Genomic DNA, 17,436 nt, shown 5'->3' with positions numbered 1-17,436 from the left:
AACAGCAAATATTGATGTATGTCAATAGCAGGCGAAAATACCGCCTGTAAAAAATCAGCATAAATTAGTGACTTATTGAGGTAGCCGTCCCTCATACATGATACTGAGTTCGCCATAAACCTGTCCCCAGTATCTAAGTGGCAGATTCCATTTTTTTGTTGCCTCAAACGTAGATAAATACAGGGCTTTTAGAAGGGCTGTATCACTAGGTAATACGCTTCTTTGGCGGTTCAGCTTGCGGTAAGTTGCATTCAGGCTTTCAATAGCATTTGTGGTATAAATTACTTTACGCACCTCTATTGAAAATTTAAAAATGGGATAAATGGCATCCCAGTTTTGTTTCCAACTTTTCATGGAATTCGGATATTTTTCATCCCATTTTTGAGTAACTCGCTCTAGTGCATCAAGAGCTTTTTCTTCATTGGGTGCCTGATAAATGGTCTTTAAATCAGCACAAAACGGTTTTCTGTCCTTATCAGCTACATATTTCATTGTATTCCGTACCTGATGAACGATACAGCGCTGGTACTCTGTTTTGGGAAATGCTGCTGATATGGCTTCATTGATTTCAGTTAAACCATCCGCACAAATAATTAAAATGTCCTTCACACCACGATTCTTTAATCCATTGAGAGCGGAAAGCCAATACTTAGAGCTTTCATTTTCACCTACTTCAATGGTCAATACTTCCTTATACCCGTCATTGTTAATACCAAGAATGACATATGCAGCAAGTTTTCCAACAATCCCGTTATCCCGAACGGAATAATGGATTGCATCAATGAACAATACGGGATATACCTCTGAGAGAGGGCGATTCTGCCAGTCCTCGATCTGTGGCATGATTTTGTCCGTAACATCAGAAATAAAGCCCTCGGAAGCCTCAAACCCATAAATATCCTCGATGATTTCTGAAATTTGTCTGGTGGTCATACCTTTGGCATACATGGAGATAATCTTCTGGTCAATATCCGATATATCTTTCTGGCGTTTTTTGACCACCTGTGGTTTAAAGGTCGATTTACGATCCTGTGGAACCTGGATGTCCATGCTCCCATAGCTACTGTTGTTACGCTTTGACTTGTAACCATTGCGGTAATCATCGCTGTCAGAGCGTTCTGATTTTTCATAGCCAAGATGGTCATCCATTTCAGCGTCCATCATTTCTTTGATGATGCCCCCAAGCAGATCCTTCTGCCGACTGAATATCATACTCCTGCAGAAGCTGCTGAATGATGTTGCGTTTTCCGTCTGTCATTTGTACCTTGTGAACTGGTTTCTTTTCTCTTGCCATAATAAAAGGCCTCCTATGATTTAATATCGTATCATAGAAGACCCTAAAAAACCATATTTACAGAAAAACTTTCACAGACTCGCTTTTAACTTATCCAAGTTCCAATCAGCGAGTAAATCTAATACTTCATAGTCATTTAGTCTTTAAAATAAATTTTCTATCTTTCCATTTTTTTTATTTTTTTCAAGTTGAGATTATATTTTTTCAATCTTCTAGAAATAGTTGATTGACTTACATTGAGATGTTCGGCTAGTTCCGTTGTTGTGTTACAAAATTTAATAGCATCTAGCAACTCATTCTTTTCTTTAACCTCTTTTGTTTTTGAGGAAGAAGTATTATTTAAAATAGAACTTGCTGGATTATAATTAGCTGGAAAATATGTAACGAATTCATTCGTAATTTCTAAGTTATCAATAATGTCGTTTGAACTAAGAACCATGTTACTTTGAATTATATTTATTAATTCACGCACATTTCCATTTAACCTACAATTTTGTAACAGTTGAACTGCTGAAGGTGAAAAACTTTTTTCCATACAGTACTTTAAATTTAAGCTATTGCAAATGTTCTCAACTAATGGAGGAATGTCCTCAGTTCTTTCTCTTAACGGAGGAATATTTAAAGAAATCATATTTAAACGATAAAACAAGTCTAATCTAAATTGTTTATTATTTATTTTTTCTATTAAATTTGAATTTGTTGCTGAGATAACTCTAACATCAACTTTAATTGGTTCATTACCACCAATTCTATAGAACTCGCCATCCTGTAATACGGTAAGGAGTTTAACTTGAGATTCGAATGGCAGCTCACCGATTTCATCCAAGAAAAGTGTTTTTCCATCGGCATAATCAAGCAGCCCTTTTTTGCCAGAATTATTTGCTCCTGTAAAAGCCCCTTTCTCATATCCAAATAACTCTGATTCAATAAGCGTTGGGGGAATTGCTCCACAGTTAATTGCGACAAATCCATTTGAACTTCTGTTGCTATGTGCATGAATATACTTTGAAATTAAACTCTTTCCTGTGCCAGATTCTCCAGTAATAAGAACGGATAAATCCGTAGGTGCAATTTTTTTTGCTTTTTCTAATAAATCACTTATTTCTTTACTTTTATAGATAAATTTTGGAATTTTACCTTCTTTACCTATGTCCCGGTATTTCTCTAGCTCCAACTTAAACTTTAAGTTATTTGCTTTTTCTTCTTTAAGCCTATTAATTAAATTGGCTTTTTCGCTTATGTCAAAAACATAATTTATTACATGTGTAGTAGTATTTGTTTCATCTTTAACGGGTATGCTTTTAGCCATGATCTCCTTTTCAAAGGGTGTACCCTTTTGTATTGTTTGCTGAACGACCAATGGTATACCAGTTTTTAGTGCACTTAAGCTTGATGATCTATGCACTATACCTGAAATAGCTAAATCTTGCATGTTTTTGCCTATTAAGTCTTCAATTGCATAATTTGTTATTTCTGCATGTCTTTTGTTTGCCTTAATTACAGTCCCTTTTTGGTCTGTTATCATAATTCCTGTAGGTGAGTTATCTATTACATAATTTAGAAGTTTTAATTCAGAAATTTTGACCATTTGAACCTCCTAAAAGTGTGGAAAATAGTAATTTGCGGAACATTGGAATTAACTTTATTTCACATATTTAATTATAATTATTGTAAAATATTATGCAAGCTTCTAATTGGAAAAACTTTTTTAATTATACTAAAATTTTGAATTTAGATACTGTTTTTAATACATATTTTTTAATAAGCTTTCGAGTTACCTTTATTTTTGAAATATATGTTTTTTAAAGGGAAGAACTCTCCTAAAATTGCACCGCCTATAATCATGATTGCTCCGAGCATTTGAGTGTGTGAGATATTTTCGGTAAGGAATATCACTGAAAATATAACCGCAGAAAGGGGCTCCAGATACCCGCAAATTGCAACCGTCTGCACTGGTAAATTGTTAATAGAAGAAAAATAAAAATAGCAACCAATACCTGTATTAAAAAGATCAAGTGTCAATATCCAAACCCAATCGTTGCTGCTAATTTGTAGGGCGAAGCCGCTTTTAATTAGAATAAACATGGTAACGGTAAGGAAACTTATAATAAGCTGTAGTACGGAGTTTTCCAATCCTATTATGTGTTTACATTTCTTATTAAAAATAACCATGATTGAGTACATTACAGCGGACATCCCTTCGAACAAATTCCGTTTTAATTATGTTATATGTAGATTCTGCTACTGCTTTATTGGTCTTGCCCCCATTTATTGAACTACATATAATGTTAGTAAATCGAGAAATCTAACTAACAAAGGATGGTAAAATTACGGCTAGAAAAAAATATACAACCGAGCAAATTGTTTTGATTCTCAAGAAAGTAAAAGTGCTTTGCTCTCAAGGAAAAAGCATTGCAAAAGCTTGTAGACAAAATGAAATTTCTGAACAAACATATTATCGTTGACGAAAAGAATACGGGGCATGAATACGAGTGACGCTACAAAAATGAAAAATCTAGAAAAAGAAAATGCTAGATTGAAAAATCTTCTGGCTGATTTAAGCCTTCAAAATGCAATTTTAAAAGATGTAAACTCAAAAAACTTCTAAGCCCGTATAAGCGTAAAGCGGCTGTTTATTATGTTATGAAAAGATTTCAAATAACACAAAGACAGGCTTGTCGGACGTTAAATGTACACCGCAATTCAATAAGATACCAACCTGTCGTAAGGGATGACGAAGAAGAACTAGTAAAAGAAATCATTGAACTAGCCACAAATTTCGGACGCAAAGGTTATCGTATGGTAACAGATATACTACGAAATCGAGGATATAAAATCAGTTATAAAAAAGTCGCTCGTATCTGGCAACGAGAAGGGCTCAAGCGCCCAAAAAAGCAAACAAAAAAACGTAGAATCTTTGGTTCTGATGGGAATTGCGTACGCCTTAGAGCAATGCATAAAAATCATGGATTTAAAAAGCAAACTTTACTTTTTACTTTGGAAATATCAAAACCAATACTAACCATGATTATTCTCCAGTTATTAATATAGCAAGTAAAACATTAATTTTATTTAGATACAGAGTGGCTTGGGAATAGTGCGACGGTTATAGGTTGGATTGAAACAAAGGCTGATAAGAATAGGTAGGACTTAACCGAAGTTGAACAAACAAAATTATAAAATGTGCGAAATTGCATTTTCAGGCATTATCAGACTTGGTTAAATTTGATTGGGTCAATTCTTATGAAGATTTTAGAAAAAGTTTGGTGTGAAAGACACAATTTAATTTGAAAGTATACGGTCGAGGGGGAAATTACATGGCAGACATTAAATAAGACATAGTAAAGAAATTGGGATAGATTTATAAAAATAAAAATAACTTTTGATTTGCATTTTAAAGAATATAGTATATAATTATTATAAAATAAAAATTATTATCAAGGAGGGATTTTATGAAAATATCACTGAGAGACAAATTTCCTGAAATAACAGTAGAAACAACAAAGGGAAGGATTCATTTGCCAGATGATTATCAAGGAAAATGGTTTGTGTTGTTTAGTCACCCGGCAGATTTTACTCCAGTATGTACTACTGAATTTGTTTCTTTCCAAAAGAAAAAGAAACAGTTTGATGATTTAGGCGTTGAATTAATTGGATTAAGTGTGGATAGTTTAGAGTCTCATGAGAAATGGATTCAATGGATAAAAGAAAATATTTATGTTCAAATAGAATTTCCTATTATTGATGATGAGAAGAGAAATATTTCTGAAACCCTTGGCTTAATTCATCAAAACGAAGATGATACAGCGGCAGTTAGAGCAGTAATTATTGTAGATCATAATGGAAAAGTAAGAACTATGTTGGAATATCCGAAAGAGATAGGAAGAAATATTGATGAAATATTGAGGGCGGTGAAAGCATTAAAACTGGCGTCTATTAAGAAAGTTTTTTCTCCGGCAAATTGGCCTCATAATGAAATTATTGGAGACAAGGTTTTATTTCATAGAGGAGAAAATGATGTTCCGGTATTAGACAAGGAAAGAGGGATCTATAGTTTATCCGACTGGTTTGTGTATAAGAATTTAGACGAGCAAGAGTAATTTATTGGAAAAAGATAGAAGTATCAAAGCATCAGATACAATCCCGTATCTGGTGTTTTTTTGTCTAAAAATCATCAAATTTTTACCATATATGTGTTTACTCTAAGCAAGAATCATTGGAAATCATTGGATATGTGGACTGAGGGGCATTGTAATATAGTGAAGAAAATGGACATGTTTTTTAATAAAAATTGTCTGAGAGCATTTAATTAGTGGTGCTCTCAGTATAAATTTTCAATTTCGTTAAAGGTTAACATACCAAGTGAACCGTGAGGCCTTTTGGAATTGTAGTATACCTCAATGTACTCAAAGACTTATTTGAAGTTCATGAAAAGAGTGATGATTTTGTCGATTAATTTCTTCTTTTTTTAGATATTTGAAGAAACTTTGGCAACATGCATTTTCAAAAGGATAGCCCTTTTTAGAAAATGATTGCACAACATCAAGAGAATCTAACAGCTCCCGAAAAGAAAAGGCAGTATATTGAGATCCTCGATCAGAATGGAACATAAGCCCGTAAGGAGCCTTTCTATTTTCATACGCTTTTTTGAAAACAGTGATTACCAGGTCAACATTTGGTCTGCCAGAAATATGCCATGCAATTACTTTACGGGAAAAGAGATCCATGACAATACAAAGTTATTGCCATTTTCCGCTTACTTTAATGTAATTAATATCACTTACCCAAACCAGCTAGCTATATGATTGGTTGGGAAGGTTACAGTCTATGATGAGAAGTTCGCGGTGAGGATAATTGTGGATTTTGCAAGGATTAACATACTAAATTATAATTCACCGATGTAATTATGATAGTGTAGGAAACAGGAAATTTTCCGACGATTTTTGTATTATATTGTATAAATTTTATAAATATGCTAAAATTAAATTGAAAAAATGTATAGTAGCGATGTATAGTAGCGTAGATGTTGAAATCTGATTTAATAAGGTTTTATGGAAAAGTGCACCTTATTCTTATTGGGAAAGTGGGGGTTTTGGATTTTTCGCTGTACGAAGTAAAGGACCTATTAGAGGTATGGCTACACTTTTTGTACAAAAAATTAGCAACATGATTTGTTATCACAGCATATCACTATTGGAAAGGCGGAATTTAAAATTGTTTAAATTTATTAATAATATTAAATTTAAAGCAAAACTAAATGTTTTTGTTGCGTTGATTTTTTCTTTAATAATATTAGTATCCGCTATTTTGCTATACAATGCGTACCTTGGAAAACAAGATGATCTTGAGTTTATTGATCAAACCATTCGGAACAATTATGACAGAAATATAAAAGACCAAGTAGATAATGTAATCACCTTGCTGGATGGCATTTATGAAAAATATGATTCTGGCGAGCTTACTTTTGCAGAGGCACAGACCTTAGGTGCTGATTTAGTACGTGATCTTAGATATGATGGGGAAGGCTATTTTTGGATTGACACAATAGATGGAGTCAATGTGGTACTGCTTGGTTCCGATACAGAAGGAACTAACCGCTATAATTTCTTCGATTCTAACGGAGTTCCCGTTGTAAAGAAATGTATAAAAATTGCTTTGGAATCCGAAAGCGGATATATAGATTATTGGTTTCCTAAAGCAAACCAAACTCAACCTGTCATGAAAAGGGGTTATGTAAAACTGTTTGTACCTTTTAATTGGGTTGTGGGAACCGGAAATTATATTGATGACATTAATAAATCAATTGAAGATAAAAGAAAGGACATTGACACTGCCTTTCAAAATCAAATTTTTGCAATTTCCGTTTTGTTTTTGCTACTTATTATAGGCACCATTTCTTTAGTTTCTTTTTTCGCAAAGAGTATTACAATACCATTACAAAAGACTACTCATTTGGCAAATTTGATTTCTAATGGGGTTTTGGACGAGCACATCGATAATAACATTAAAAAGAGAAAGGATGAGATTGGTCAACTCGCTACTTCAATTGAAAAGATGAGAAATTCAATTAAACAGTTAATTGATGCATTAACAGAAAATGCAAAAATGCTTGAACTGGAAAAAGAGCTCTTTGGGACGACTCTTAAGTCAATTGGCGATGCAGTGATTTCTACAGACCAAAACGAAAATATAGTATTAATGAATACTGTTTCCGAAGAATTAACTGGCTGGAAACAGGAAGAGGCATCTGGTAAACCTTTTGAGGAAGTATTCAAGATAATTAATGAATACACACGAGAAAAATGTGTGAATCCAGTGACAAAAGCTTTGCAACTTAAAAAAGTTGTTTCTCTTGAAAATCATGCTGTTCTTATCACGAAAAACGGGGATGGGATTCCTATTGAAGACAGAGCTTCTCCCATTACAGATATGAATGGAAATATCATTGGTGCAGTTTTGGTATTTAGAGATGTTACTGACCAAAAAGAAAAACAGAAAAAAATAGAATACCTAAGTTATCATGATCAGTTGACAGGACTTTTTAATAGGCATTTTTTTGCAGAAGAAATAAAACGATTAGATGTAGATAGAAATTTACCCTTTACTATTGCAATGGTAGATGTCAACGGCCTTAAGCTTACAAATGATGCCTTTGGTCACGAAGTTGGAGATTTGCTTTTGCAAAGTGTAGCAAAGGTTTTGAAAAGCGAATGCAGAGCAGAGGATATTGTTTCAAGAATTGGTGGCGATGAATTTGTCATATTGCTTCCACGAACGAGTTCAGTCGAGGCAGAGTTAATCATCAAAAGGATATACAAGGCTATGGAACTTCAGAAGGTAGATAATGTTGTAATTTCTGTTTCCATTGGTTGGGAAACAAAAGAAAGTAGTCATGATGATATTAGGGAAGTGTTTGCTAAGGCTGAAGACTTTATGTACCGCAAGAAAATAACAGAGAGTCAGAGCATGCGAAATCAAACCATTAAAGTTATCATGCATACCCTTCATGAGGCGAATGCCCGAGAAAAGATACATTCAGAAAGAGTTAGTAAGTTGTGTCGCAAAATCGGTGAAGCAATGAAGTTAGATAATGAGGTCATAAAGGAACTAGAATTAGCAGGCTTAATGCACGATATTGGTAAGATTGCAATTAATAACGATATTTTAAATAAGCCAGGAAAACTTACAGAAGCCGAATATGAAGAAGTTAAAAAGCATCCTGAAATCAGTTATCATATTCTGAAATCGGCAGACGTGTATACAAGACTAGCTGAATATGTGCTTTCGCACCATGAGCGCTGGGATGGTAAGGGGTATCCAAGAGGTCTGTCAGGTGAAGATATACCTTTAGTTTCAAGAATTATAACCGTTGCAGATGCTTATGAGGCTATGACTGCAATTAGGACATATAAGGGTGCGTTTTCTCATGAACAAGCGATTGAAGAACTAAAAAGATGTTCAGGAACTCAGTTTGATCCTGAAATCGTTCATGCGTGTCAAAAATATTGTTGGACGAGGAAAGGCGAATTCTAATTGCATTGTTTTAGCAGGTATAAAGCTCCTTATATGAGAGGCATGATGCCTTATGCTGCACGATGTGCTTTATAAGCAAATTTTATACTGTAGTGGTGCAATTTTGATTGACCTAGACAATAATAGCTAAGCTAGGAGGAATAGGAGATGATGGAAATTTCATTATTAAAAATGGGAAGAGTATCTGTAAGCTTATTTCTTATATATACTTAAGGTTTAGGAGATGAAATAATGGATAATGTAAATGTACTTCTAGAACATCTGTCTGTTTTCAAAAATTTATATGAAATGGTAAGAATAGTTGATCCTATAAATAAAAGAGTAATTATTGATAATAAAGGTTACATTCCTACAGTTGGTAATTGCTTTGACCTTTGGAAATCCAAGAGCTATTGTTCTAACTGTATATCGATGAGGGCATATAATGAAGAAAACACCTTTGTTAAAATAGAGTATAATAAAGAGAAAATTTACATGGTAATTGCTTCACCTTTTAACATTGGCACTAATAAATATATTTTGGAGCTATTAAAAGATATAACAGATTGTTCGATTATTGAAAATTATGTCAATAAAACAGTCGACGAGGTTCAAAAAATTATAGAAGAGATGAATAATAAAATTATTAAGGATGAGTTAACTGGCATATATAATAAAAGATACATTAATGAGAGATTACCTATTGATATAATAAAAAACAGCAATGAAAAAAATTCATTTTCAATTTTGATGACGGATATAGACCATTTTAAATTTGTTAATGATAATTATGGACATTTAGCTGGAGATAAAATTTTAGTTGACTTTGCATACATATTATCAAAATCGATACGAGAAGGAATTGATTGGGTAGCGAGATATGGAGGAGAGGAGTTTATTATTGTATTAAACTATGCCGATAATAGTATTGCTTATGAAATAGCGGAAAAAATCAGGAGAAGTATTGAAAATAATATATTTACTTACGAAGGGCAAGAAATAAAGATCACAGCTAGCTTTGGAATATGTACTATGCCTAATGATGACATGGATTGGAAGGCAAACGATATGATTTTGCTTGCTGATTAGAAGCTTTATGAGGCAAAAAATACTGGACGAAATAAGACTGTTAAATAGAAATTACTTTGATTGTGAATTGTCTGTTTTAGTTTAAACAACTTAAAAGCATATTTTATAATGTTTTTAATTTACCCGGAAAATAGGAATAAAAAGACATTATGTTCTGTAAATCTTGAGGAAACATAAAAAAGCGATACTTATGACAAAATTTTTGTTAACTTAACATAAACATGGCTTGGCTTGAAAAAATTGGGGAATTTCTTACCTACCAAGAGGGAATTAGTAGAGCGAGTAAGAGGAGCAAAAAGCTTGGAAAATACGGTTTCCGAATTTTTGAATGAAATTTCTCTGTGATATGAATTCTTGAATTTCCTTGTAAAATCACTTGTTGGGAACTGGCAATCCTTAGAATTGAGTGGACTGATTAGCTTTTGGTGGTTGAGGAGTATTATATAAAATAGGAATTGGTTTGATGCACCCATTAGATTTTACTGATGGGTGCATTTTACAGTTGTAAAGGATAGGCTGAAGATATACTGCATAATGAAAAAAGTAACAAATTAAAATATTGTTTGATTACCTTTTGGATTTTAATAAGACTAGAAGAATGATAATTATTTTCTTGGAAGTATAGTTGAAAAAAGAAGAAAAGATCCCTTATTATGATGTGATTGATGGGAATCAACGGTTGACTACATTGACATTTTTTTTCTGAAATTGTGCCACATCTGAGTCAGATGCCTGATAGAAAAGGTGTCATGTCTGGCATGAAAGTTTAGCACATCAAAATGTAAATACCAGATATATTTGTGACGAATTTGGTGGCAATTTTTGTTTTGCTTTCTTCGATGTAAACACGAATCCAGTTTGAAAGAAATATTATTTAGTAACATATATTGCATTAGATAATGTGTTCAGCTACAATATTATTAAGAGGTTGTGCAAAAACGGAGGTGTGATTTTGAAATTTAATAAAATCAACTTTAATGATATTGTAAATACGATAGGTTTTTATATTTGTATGTATGATAAAGAAGGTATCATAAGATATTATAATTTGGCCTTTAAAAATGCTTATCTGCATGGTTCAGAAGCATTTGTAGGTAAACATTTTTCTTCTATTGAAAATGTTGAGTATCAAGGGGTTACTGGAATTAAAGCCGTCATTGAAACAAGTGAGGGGCAGTCTTATCAAAAAAAGATTGAAAATTTAGGGTTGTTTTATATTAATACTGCTCCCATATTACATAATGGTGAAATTAATTATATTATTGAAACAATTGCAACACCGTTTAAAGCACCCATCCTTCCAGTTAAAGAACATGTACCCGAAGCTCCTGCGCAAGATATGTTTTTAGGTGATATTAAAATGCAGTCTATCCTCGAAACAATAAGCAGAATATCTAATTTTGATTCTACAATTCTTATAACAGGTGAATCAGGGACAGGGAAAAGTATGTTGGCAAAATATATTCATTCAAAGAGCAAACGGGCAAATAAACCATTTATTACTATAAACTGTGCGGCTATCCCTGAAAATTTGATAGAATCAGAACTTTTTGGTTATGTCGCAGGTGCTTTTACAGGTGCAAGTCAAAAGGGGAAAAAAGGACTTGTTGAAGCAGCAGACACAGGAACCCTTTTTCTAGATGAAATAGGGTTATTGCCGCTGCAGCTTCAATCGAAGTTTTTACAGCTTATTCAGGAAAAAACTTACACCCCCATTGGTGCTTTAAAGTCTAAAACGGTAGATGTAAGGATTATTTCTGCAACTAATCTTAATCTAAAAAAACAAGTAATGGAGCATAAGTTTCGTGAAGATTTATTCTATCGTTTAAGGGTAATTGAATTTCATATGCCCCCCTTACGAGAACGTGTTGATGCCATTAATCCTCTTATAGATTACTTTTTGCAGTTATATAACAAAACATACCACATAAACAAAAGTATTACCTTTGAAACAAGGAAGTTGCTTTGTTCTGGGGGATGGAGTGGAAACATACGGGAGTTACAGTACGTTATGGAAAGACTAGTTGTGACTTCGCGTGACGATCAGATTACTGTTGGGGATATTCCAAGCTTCCATGAGACAGATACTGTCGCAGAAAATAATGAAATAAAAAACATTAAATTTGAAGATGAAGTAGAAGCCTTTGAAAAAGAGTTGCTTTTTAGATATTATTCAATATACAAAAGTACCTATAAATTGGCAACTGCCATTGGCATAAGTCAGACAAAAGCATCTAGGCTTCTCCGAAAATATAATATTCAATAATAGGAACATTCTAAATTTACAAATGGCAGGTGACGACATGAATTTTAAAAAAGAAATAAACGATGAGAGGGAGAAAATTATTTCCTCCTTACAGGATTTAGTAAAGATTATAAGTATACAACAAGAAGGCTCTGAAGGAATGCCATTTGGCAAAGAAATGAACGATGCTCTTGTTTATGTATTAGATTTAGCGGAGAACATGGGATTTCATGTTAAAATGTTAGATGGGTATTGTGGATATGTGGAATACGGAGAAGAAGATTTATATATAGGCGTTTTTAGTCATGTAGATATTTGTAGCGCAGGAGATATGTGGGCGGTGCCGCCGTTTGAAGGTCGTATTATAGATAACAAAATATATGGTAGAGGTACTATGGATAACAAAGGGCCGCTTATTGCTGCATTATATGCTCTTAAAGCAGTTAAGGAATCAGGAAGAAAATTGAATAAAAAAGTTAGACTTATCATTGGCACCGATGAAGAGCGTTATTTTAAAGATATGGCTCATTACTTGCAAATTGAAAAGCCTCCCATTGCAGGCTTTACACTAGATGGTCATTTTCCTGTTGTATATGCAGAAAAAGGTCTTGCTATGCTTGAATACCGTGGTGATTTTCCACAAAACGATGATGAACGAATCGTTTATTTAAAAGGGGGCACTGTTGAAAACACTGTCCCAGGATACTGTGAAGCGTTTTTAAGCACGAACCGTCCGGAACAAATCGTAACGAACCTTTCTAAATTTGCAATAGAAAACAGACACAATATGTCTGCAAGAATTGTAGAAAATGGAGTCGTGATAGAATCATATGGTATGGAAACACACAGTATGGCCCTGGAAATGGGTATAAATTCCATATGTCCGATGATCAGCTTTTTGTATAGAATCGGTTTTGGAAAAGGACAGGTAAGAGGACTTATTACGTTCCTAAATGATTATCTAGGCCATGATATCTACGGCGAAAAGCTAGGTGTAGACTACAGTGATAGTTTCTCAGGGAAACTGACGATAAACTTTGGCATTATAGAGTTTGACGGTGAAAATGCAGTGATTAGACTAGATATTCGGTATCCGGTTACATGCGATTTTGTAGAAACTCTAGAGAGGCTTAAGCATATTTTTGATTCAAATGGATTTAAGGAATACGAACGTTCTTACTGGGATCCTGTTTATTTCCCAAAAGAACATTTTTTAATCGAAGCCCTTTTAAAAGCATACAGACAGGTTACCAAAGATAAATCTGAACCTATAGTTAGTGGAAGTGGAAGTTATTCAAAGGTAATTCCTAATGTTGCTGCTTTTGGAGCAATCTTCCCGGGAGGAAACCAGGCATGGCATAGAGTAAATGAATATATTGAAATTGACAGTCTAATAAAAATGACTGAAATATATGCGCATGCTATTTATGAATTAGTATCACTCTAGTACTAAGTCGAAAACAACTTATTAATTATTGCGAAAATAATTAGCGAGTTGTTTTCGACTTATTTTTTTGGCATAATAAGTTGATTTTAACTTAAATTCTATCTTATGAATGTCTCGGTTGAAAATAAAGTTGAAAAAACTACTTAAATAAAAATTTTTTTTGTGGGTTTTTAAGTGTTTTAAAGGATTTGATTTTTCTTTGGCACCAATTTTGCTCATAAAAGATATGTAGACATCTGTATTATACTATTTATTTACTAAAGGAGCGTGTAATTATGAAAGAAAAGAAAAAAATCAAAATGCCGTCATCATTTGCAATTATTATAGGTATTATAATTCTAGTTGCAATACTATCATGGATATTACCGGGGGGTGCATATGATTATGTAGATCCGACAGCTTCAAAGCTTCAGCCTATTGCAGGAACATTCCATATTACGCAATCAAATCCGCAGGGACTGGGAGCAATTATATTGGCACCTGTTAACGGCTTTATGGATTCGGTAGATATTATTCTTTATACACTTGTTATAGGTGGTTTCTTAGCAGTTGTTATGAAAACCGGTGCAATTGATGCAGGAATAGGGCATACGATTAGAAAGCTCAAAGGTCGTGAAAAACTTTTGATTCCTATTTTAATGTGCATCTTCTCCTTTGCTGGGGCAGCTTTTGGAATTGAAGAAGAAACTCTTCCATTTTTCCCTGTACTCATACCAGTTCTTTTGGCAGCGGGGTATGATACCTTAGTCGGTTTAAGTGTAATTAAAATGGGGGCAGCGCTCGGTGTTATGGGATCAATTGCAAATCCTTTTGCAGTGGCTATTGCAAGCCGCTTTGCCGGTATTTCCATTGGCGATGGTATTTTAGTAAGAATTGTTCTTCTTGCAATTTATATACCGGCCGGCATCATATTTACGATGAATTATGCTGAAAAAGTGCGCAAGGACCCAACAAAGTCTCTTGTGTATGCTCAAGCAGAAGAAAATAAAAAATTTTTTCTAAAAGATGCAGATTATGACAATCTTCCGGAACTTACTGGAAAACGAAAACTTACACTTGTTGTATTTTTAATTTCATTTCTTATTATGCTTTGGGGTGTACTTCCTTGGGAAGACCTTGGTATTGCATTTATTCCTACGATGTACTGGTGGTTTGGTGAACTTTCAGGAATATTCATCGCCGCTGCTATTGTTGTTGCAATAATTAACCAAATGAATGAGGATGATTTCATTGATACATTTATTAATGGTGCAAAAGATCTGCTTAGTGTTGCCATAATTATTGGCGTAGCACGTGGAGTAGCTGTTATTATGAACGATGCTATGATTACAGATACTATCCTTCATGCCGGGGAACTACTTTTAATGAATGCTTCTTCTGTGGTTTTCTCAGTAGCTACATACGTTATTTATTTGGTGCTTTCATTCTTTGTTCCCTCAAGTTCCGGTCTTGCAACATTATCAATGGGTATCGTAGCACCGCTTGCGGATTTCGCAAATGTAGGTAGAGAAATTGTAGTTATCGCATACGCAGCTGCAAACTCGATGATTGCTCTAGTTGCACCAACAAGTGGTCTTTTGATGGGCGTACTTACAATGACAAAAACATCTTATAGTATATGGATGAAGTTTGTAGGAAAATTTCTATTTGTTATCGCTTTAGCAACTATAGGTGTACTTGTAGCTGCTACTCTCATTATGGCATAGGAGGAGTTATGTTATGAAAAGAATTTTAGAAAATATTGAACCTTGCTATGTATTTCGTTACTTTGAAGATCTTACAAGAATACCAAGAGGTTCGGGCAACGAAGATATGGTGTGTGAATATCTTATAAAGTTTGCAAAGGATCATGAATTTACATATTATAAAGATGACATGAAAAATGTGTTAATCAATGTTCCTGCAACCCCAGGTTATGAAAATCACCCAGTTATTATTCTTCAAGCACATACCGACATGGTTTGTGAAAAAAATGAAGAAACAATACATGATTTTACAAAGGATCCAATCAAAATAGAAATAGAGGGTGACAAAGTCATTGCTAAAGAAACAACTTTAGGTGCAGATGATGGTATGGGTATTGCGTTAGCAATGGCGTTAGCAACTGATCCCGAAGCTGCTCATCCAGCTTTGGAAATTGTTTGTACAAGTGATGAAGAAAGAGGAATGTCTGGTGTTGAATTCTTTGATGCCTCTGTGTTAAAGGGAAGGACGCTAATCAACCTTGATGCTGATGATGAAGGAGTGTTTGTAGTTGGCTGTGCAGGGGGGCCAGTGATAAGAACAGAAATCCCTGTTGTATGGGAAAATGTTACAGATGAGTTTATTCCTTTACAAATTAAAATTGCAGGTTTAAAAGGAGGTCATTCTGGCGAGGATATTCATCGGGGTAGAGGAAATTCGAATATACTACTCAATAGAATATTAAGAAGAATTGAAAGTGCTATGCATTATTATATCTCTGAAGTTAGTGGTGGCCTTCAGTATAATGCTATTCCACGAGAAGCGGAAGCTACAATATTTGTACCTAACAAAAATTTAGAAGAAGTATTGAAAATTGTGAACGAAATGACAGCTATATTTAAAAACGAATATTATTTGATTGAAGATGATATGAAAATTAGTGTGGAAAAAGTAGTCGCAGTTTCCAGAAGGGTTTTATCCAAAGAATCTCAGAAGCGTTTTATGAATTTTATTACATTTTCGGAATGTGGAATTACGAGGATGAATCTCCAGCTTGACGGAGTGGTGGAAAGCTCTGTAAGTGTTGGAGTTGTGCGTACTGAAGCTGACAAGCTTATTGTGATGACAATGACAAGAAGCTCTATGAAAAGTATGTATATGGAAATGTATTATAAGATTGTAAAATTGGCCCAAGAGGTAAAAGGTAAAATACAAATTCTTAACAATTGTCCCGAATGGGAGTTCAATCCTAAATCTGAAGTGAAACAACTATTTGAAAAAACATATGAGGAAATATTTGATAAAAAGCCTAAGGTGACTGTTTTGCATGCTGGTCTTGAATGCGGTATATTCGCAAAGAAAATTCCTGAATATGTGGATATGATAGCTGTTGGACCTGATATTCGTGATTTACATACACCAGGTGAATATGTTTTTATTTCTTCAGTGCAAAAATTTTATAAATTTTTTAAAGAGGTTTTTAAACGATTGTAATAAATAGATAAAATAAAAGGTAAATCATAAAAACAAGAATGCAGTGCTGGTGCTTGAAATAAGCTTCCGACACTGCTTTTTTTATGCCATATAGGTTGCAACTGAGGAATTATGATAGCCATCTTCTGATGGACCACCAAGGGCAAGAATAGCTCCTCCCAAGAGGTGTTATTGTGCCATATATCTGCATTTTTCCAATTAAAGAGACTATAAAAGCAAATAATTTTAAATCAAACAGTGTTATATCTTTTTATCTTAAAGGTATAGCACTGTTTATTATTTTCCGCTTAAAAATAATAGTACCTTGTTGCCGTTCTCCTCCCTTTTAAATTTGTCTGAAAAAACTACTTTTAAATTATGGAGGAAAATATAATGTCATTTTATGTAACGGTAACAGATTTACAAGGCAAGGAAATCACGGTTAAGGTTTCTATTGAAATATTTGAACTTTTTGAAGAAGAACGAAAAGAGATTGCGCGTTTACGCAAAGAGAAAGAAAGACACTCATCTGATGAAGATGTGGAAAGTGACTTTGCTGGATATTTACATAGTCTTCACACAGCATCCTTGGAAGAACGAGCTATGCAAAGACAAGAATTGAAATCTGCTGTTGATGCGATTAAAAGCTGCACTTCTGTTCAGCAAAGAAGATTTTATTTCAATCGTATTTTG

Annotated in this window: 13 protein-coding genes and 1 pseudogene; 10 read left to right on the top strand and 4 right to left on the bottom strand. The window is 33.9% G+C overall.

What is annotated here, in order from left to right:
- Nucleotides 1-72: 72 nt before the first annotated feature.
- The 3 genes and pseudogenes from RTK36_RS09275 to RTK36_RS16700 all read right to left on the bottom strand — a co-directional run bounded on the left by RTK36_RS09275 (nucleotide 73) and on the right by RTK36_RS16700 (nucleotide 3,466).
- A pseudogene (locus tag RTK36_RS09275) lies at nucleotides 73-1,294 on the bottom strand (IS256 family transposase).
- 157 nt (nucleotides 1,295-1,451) lie between these two features.
- Nucleotides 1,452-2,882 carry a sigma-54 interaction domain-containing protein gene (locus RTK36_RS09270; protein ID WP_312046456.1) on the bottom strand — a complete coding sequence of 477 codons (1,431 nt, stop codon included), beginning with the start codon at nucleotides 2,880-2,882 and terminating at the stop codon, nucleotides 1,452-1,454.
- A gap of 170 nt (nucleotides 2,883-3,052) precedes the next feature.
- Nucleotides 3,053-3,466, bottom strand: a complete 414-nt coding sequence (locus RTK36_RS16700; RefSeq protein ID WP_442871347.1) for a DMT family transporter — start codon at nucleotides 3,464-3,466, stop codon at nucleotides 3,053-3,055.
- A gap of 155 nt (nucleotides 3,467-3,621) precedes the next feature.
- Between RTK36_RS16700 and RTK36_RS16695 the strand changes: the two genes are divergently transcribed.
- From RTK36_RS16695 to RTK36_RS09255, 3 genes are all read left to right on the top strand, one after another.
- The gene (locus RTK36_RS16695; protein WP_442871346.1) at nucleotides 3,622-3,759 is read left to right on the top strand and encodes a transposase; all 138 of its coding nucleotides are present in this window, start codon (nucleotides 3,622-3,624) and stop codon (nucleotides 3,757-3,759) included.
- Between the two features lie 178 nt (nucleotides 3,760-3,937).
- Nucleotides 3,938-4,345 carry an IS3 family transposase gene (locus tag RTK36_RS09260; RefSeq protein ID WP_066050581.1) on the top strand — a complete coding sequence of 136 codons (408 nt, stop codon included), beginning with the start codon at nucleotides 3,938-3,940 and terminating at the stop codon, nucleotides 4,343-4,345.
- Nucleotides 4,346-4,746: 401 nt separating this feature from the next.
- Nucleotides 4,747-5,394, top strand: coding sequence for a peroxiredoxin (locus RTK36_RS09255; protein WP_312046453.1), 648 nt, complete (start codon nucleotides 4,747-4,749; stop codon nucleotides 5,392-5,394).
- Nucleotides 5,395-5,700: 306 nt separating this feature from the next.
- Here the strand turns inward: RTK36_RS09255 and RTK36_RS16580 are convergent, their stop codons facing one another.
- Nucleotides 5,701-6,021 (bottom strand): DDE-type integrase/transposase/recombinase, encoded by a 321-nt coding sequence (locus tag RTK36_RS16580; protein WP_312046451.1) that lies wholly within the window; start codon nucleotides 6,019-6,021, stop codon nucleotides 5,701-5,703.
- Nucleotides 6,022-6,508: 487 nt separating this feature from the next.
- On the opposite strand from RTK36_RS16580, the gene RTK36_RS09245 reads away from it, so the two are divergent.
- The 7 genes from RTK36_RS09245 to RTK36_RS09215 all read left to right on the top strand — a co-directional run.
- Nucleotides 6,509-8,827 (top strand): HD domain-containing phosphohydrolase, encoded by a 2,319-nt coding sequence (locus tag RTK36_RS09245; RefSeq protein ID WP_312046448.1) that lies wholly within the window; start codon nucleotides 6,509-6,511, stop codon nucleotides 8,825-8,827.
- A 231-nt stretch (nucleotides 8,828-9,058) separates the two neighbouring features.
- The gene (locus RTK36_RS09240) at nucleotides 9,059-9,895 is read left to right on the top strand and encodes a GGDEF domain-containing protein (RefSeq protein WP_066085187.1); all 837 of its coding nucleotides are present in this window, start codon (nucleotides 9,059-9,061) and stop codon (nucleotides 9,893-9,895) included.
- Between the two features lie 952 nt (nucleotides 9,896-10,847).
- Entirely contained in the window at nucleotides 10,848-12,161 is a 1,314-nt protein-coding gene (locus tag RTK36_RS09235; protein ID WP_082754297.1) for a sigma-54 interaction domain-containing protein, read from the top strand.
- A 37-nt stretch (nucleotides 12,162-12,198) separates the two neighbouring features.
- The gene (gene pepV, locus RTK36_RS09230; RefSeq protein WP_312046446.1) at nucleotides 12,199-13,587 is read left to right on the top strand and encodes a dipeptidase PepV; all 1,389 of its coding nucleotides are present in this window, start codon (nucleotides 12,199-12,201) and stop codon (nucleotides 13,585-13,587) included.
- Nucleotides 13,588-13,862: 275 nt separating this feature from the next.
- Nucleotides 13,863-15,293, top strand: coding sequence for a YfcC family protein (locus RTK36_RS09225; RefSeq protein WP_066050562.1), 1,431 nt, complete (start codon nucleotides 13,863-13,865; stop codon nucleotides 15,291-15,293).
- A gap of 13 nt (nucleotides 15,294-15,306) precedes the next feature.
- The gene (pepD, locus tag RTK36_RS09220) at nucleotides 15,307-16,764 is read left to right on the top strand and encodes a beta-Ala-His dipeptidase (RefSeq protein WP_066085195.1); all 1,458 of its coding nucleotides are present in this window, start codon (nucleotides 15,307-15,309) and stop codon (nucleotides 16,762-16,764) included.
- A 372-nt stretch (nucleotides 16,765-17,136) separates the two neighbouring features.
- On the top strand, nucleotides 17,137-17,436 hold a 300-nt coding region (locus RTK36_RS09215), incomplete at its 3' end, for a hypothetical protein (RefSeq protein ID WP_312046443.1).

It is taken from the genome of Anaerotignum sp., from assembly GCF_031981185.1.
Lineage (GTDB): Bacteria > Bacillota > Clostridia > Lachnospirales > Anaerotignaceae > Chakrabartyella.
This window is presented reverse-complemented; position numbering and strand designations above follow the sequence as displayed.

Excerpts from the sequence above, each read along its gene's own strand:
- RTK36_RS09270 (WP_312046456.1), bottom strand. The coding sequence starts at position 2,882 with ATGGTCAAAATTTCTGAATTAAAACTTCTAAATTATGTAATAGATAAC.
- RTK36_RS16700 (WP_442871347.1), bottom strand. The coding sequence starts at position 3,466 with ATGGTTATTTTTAATAAGAAATGTAAACACATAATAGGATTGGAAAAC.
- RTK36_RS09260 (WP_066050581.1), top strand. The coding sequence starts at position 3,938 with ATGAAAAGATTTCAAATAACACAAAGACAGGCTTGTCGGACGTTAAAT.
- RTK36_RS09255 (WP_312046453.1), top strand. The coding sequence starts at position 4,747 with ATGAAAATATCACTGAGAGACAAATTTCCTGAAATAACAGTAGAAACA.
- RTK36_RS16580 (WP_312046451.1), bottom strand. The coding sequence starts at position 6,021 with ATGGATCTCTTTTCCCGTAAAGTAATTGCATGGCATATTTCTGGCAGA.
- RTK36_RS09240 (WP_066085187.1), top strand. The coding sequence starts at position 9,059 with ATGGATAATGTAAATGTACTTCTAGAACATCTGTCTGTTTTCAAAAAT.
- pepV (WP_312046446.1), top strand. The coding sequence starts at position 12,199 with ATGAATTTTAAAAAAGAAATAAACGATGAGAGGGAGAAAATTATTTCC.
- RTK36_RS09225 (WP_066050562.1), top strand. The coding sequence starts at position 13,863 with ATGAAAGAAAAGAAAAAAATCAAAATGCCGTCATCATTTGCAATTATT.
- pepD (WP_066085195.1), top strand. The coding sequence starts at position 15,307 with ATGAAAAGAATTTTAGAAAATATTGAACCTTGCTATGTATTTCGTTAC.